Source organism: Streptomyces sp. NPDC005195 (genome assembly GCF_040608315.1).
Lineage (GTDB): Bacteria > Actinomycetota > Actinomycetes > Streptomycetales > Streptomycetaceae > Streptomyces > Streptomyces kaempferi.
Genome location: NZ_JBEXHZ010000242.1, coordinates 1 through 2,475, shown reverse-complemented (window position 1 = coordinate 2,475; position 2,475 = coordinate 1). Strand labels below are relative to the sequence as shown.

Genomic DNA, 2,475 nt, shown 5'->3' with positions numbered 1-2,475 from the left:
GCCGGATCCGGCGCGGCGGCCGGGCGCAGCGGGATGACACGGGCGTCGTTCTGCGCGTGGTTCGGCGCTTGGTTGCTCACCCTTTCAGCGTAGGAGCACCGGGCCGTACGGAAAGGGATCGCCGTTCCGCTCTCGGGGGAATCGGACTGTGCCGCCTCTAGGCTGGTGGCCGGACGGGTGGAGGTGGAGGTGGGTGACGGTGCTGCGGGACACGTTCGACGAGGCGGCGGAGCTGTACGACCGGGCCCGCCCCCGCTATCCCACGGCGCTGGTGGACGAGCTGGCCGGGCGGGTGGGCCTCGGGCCCGGTGTCCGCGTCCTGGAGATCGGGCCGGGAACGGGGCAGCTCACCGTTCCGCTGGCGCGGCTGGGATGCGACGTGACGGCGGTGGAGCTGGGTCCCGCGCTGGCGGCGGTGGCCCGGCGCAACCTGCGCGGCTTCCACCGGGCGCGGGTGGAGGTGGCGGAGTTCGAGCGGTGGCCGCTGCCGCGCGATCCGTTCGACGTCGTGGTGTGTGCCACCGCGTTCCACTGGATCGACCCGGCGGTGCGGGTGGTCAAGGCGGCACGGGCGCTCGGCCCGGACGGAGTCCTCGCGCTGGTCACGACACACCATGTCGCGGGCGGCAGCACCGACTTCTTCGCCCGGGTCCAGTCGTGCTACGAGCGCTGGGACCCGGCCACCCCGCCCGGACTGCGGGCGTCGGACGAGGCGGACGTCGCCACGGACACGGGTGAGCTGGAGCGGTGGGGCGACGTCACCTCGTACCGCTTCGCACAGGAAATCACTTACTCGACGCGGGAGTACATCGACGTACTGCTGACCTACTCCGGGCACCGCGCGCTGGACACCCCCGCGCGCCGGGGTCTGCTGGGGTGTGTGGAGGAACTGATCGAGACGCGCCACGCGGGGTCGATCACCAAGCGCTATCTGCACGAACTCCTGCTGACGCGGCGGGCGTCGGACGGCGACCGCTGACCGGGGACGCTCACTGGCCGACCTTGCCGTCGATCCGCTCGCGCAGGAAGTCCGCGTGGCCGTTGTGCCGGGCGTACTCCTCGATCATGTGCACCAGCACCTCGCGGAGCGAGATCGGTTCGTCGCCGTTCGCCCCGGTGACGTCGAAGTCGCGGGCCTCGTCGACGAACCGTTCGGCGAAGGCCACCTCGGAGCGCCAGGTGGCCCAGGCCGCGGCGACCACGTCGGCGTCCGGCAGCGCGCCGTCGAAGTCGCCGTTCGGTTCCTCCTCGGACCGGTAGTGCCGGGGCACGTCCTGACCGGCCATCACCCGGCGGAACCACGTCTGTTCGACCCCGGAGAGGTGGCGCACCAGCCCGAGCAGGGAGAGGTTCGACGGCCCGACCGAACGCCGGGCCATCGCCTCGGCGTCCAGACCGGCGCACTTCATCTCCAACGTCAGCCGCTGGTCGCGGAGATACCCGACGAGGGTGTCCCGCTCCCCGACGAATCCCCCGTCGGTGCGCGGATCGTCGTCGGGGTGGACGAACATGTCCCACCAGCCGAAGTTCCGGTCGGGCTGGGTGCTCCCGGACTGTGCGGAGGCGGTGTCGGCCATACCCGAGAGCATCCCCCGCCGGCCGGGTGTCCGCCACCGTATTTCCGGACCTCGGAGACCGAGGCCGGCCATGCCCGGAGGGACGGGGTGTCCGACGGCGGAAACCCACCGATCCCGGCCCACCCGTCCGGAGGACACGGGGCGCGCCTCAGCGCAGCCACTGGTCCTTCTCCGCGGGCCGGTACAGCGTCACCGCCCGGGTCAGCTTGTCCAGCACCAGCCGGCCGGCCGCGACCCGGGTGACCTCGCCGTCGTACGAGAACTGCGGGTCACCGCGCAGTGCTTCGAGGCGCAGGCTGCGTACCTGCGCGGTGGTGAGGACCCGGCTGTTGTGCAGGGTGCCGGTCAGCACCGCCAGCAGCAGTCGTGTCCTGGCCAGCGGGGTCCCGGCGTCGACGGCGCGGACGTCCAGCAGGCCGTCGTCCAGCTGGGTCCGGTAGGTGGGCGCGAACCCCGCGGGGTGATAGATGCCGTTGCCCGCGAAGAGCAGCCACAGACGCTTGGGGCGGCCGTTGACGGAGACGTTCACGGGACTGCCCTTGGCGAGGACGCGGGCCAGGCCGACCACTAGCGCCGGCCACTTCCCGATCCGTTCCTCCAGCTTCTCGCGGGCGCCGACCAGCTCCGAGTAGACACCGAGGCTGAAGGTGTTGAGGAACACCTGTTCCGGTCCGCCCGGCACGCGGGCCCGCCCGAGGTCCGCGACGACCGCCTCGCCGGCCTGTACGGCACCCACGACGTCCTCAAGGGACTGGTTGCCCAGGTCCACGGCGAAGTGGTTGAAGGTGCCGCCGGGGAACACCGCGAGCGGCACACCGAGCCGGGCGGCGACCTCGGTCGCGGCGTTGATCGTCCCGTCGCCGCCGCAGGCGCCGAGTGCCCCGCCCTGATCCTTCGC

The 2,475-nt window shown here is 72.2% G+C and carries 3 protein-coding genes; 1 reads left to right on the top strand and 2 read right to left on the bottom strand.

Annotation, left to right across the window (positions count from 1 at the left end):
- Nucleotides 1-199 precede the first annotated feature (199 nt).
- A complete protein-coding gene (locus tag ABZV34_RS38530) occupies nt 200-979 on the top strand; it encodes a class I SAM-dependent methyltransferase (RefSeq protein WP_356287665.1) in 780 nt (259 codons plus the stop codon).
- Between the two features lie 10 nt (nt 980-989).
- On the opposite strand, the gene ABZV34_RS38525 is transcribed toward ABZV34_RS38530, so the two are convergent.
- Together ABZV34_RS38525 and ABZV34_RS38520 are read right to left on the bottom strand one after the other, a co-directional pair.
- The gene (locus tag ABZV34_RS38525) at nt 990-1,511 is read right to left on the bottom strand and encodes a DinB family protein (protein WP_356287663.1); all 522 of its coding nucleotides are present in this window, start codon (nt 1,509-1,511) and stop codon (nt 990-992) included.
- A 214-nt stretch (nt 1,512-1,725) separates the two neighbouring features.
- Nucleotides 1,726-2,475: diacylglycerol kinase family protein (locus ABZV34_RS38520; RefSeq protein WP_356287660.1), on the bottom strand; the 750-nt coding region annotated here is incomplete at its 5' end.

Bases quoted from the DNA above. Each gene is read 5' to 3' on its own strand.
- ABZV34_RS38525 (WP_356287663.1), bottom strand. From the start codon at position 1,511: ATGTTCGTCCACCCCGACGACGATCCGCGCACCGACGGGGGATTCGTC.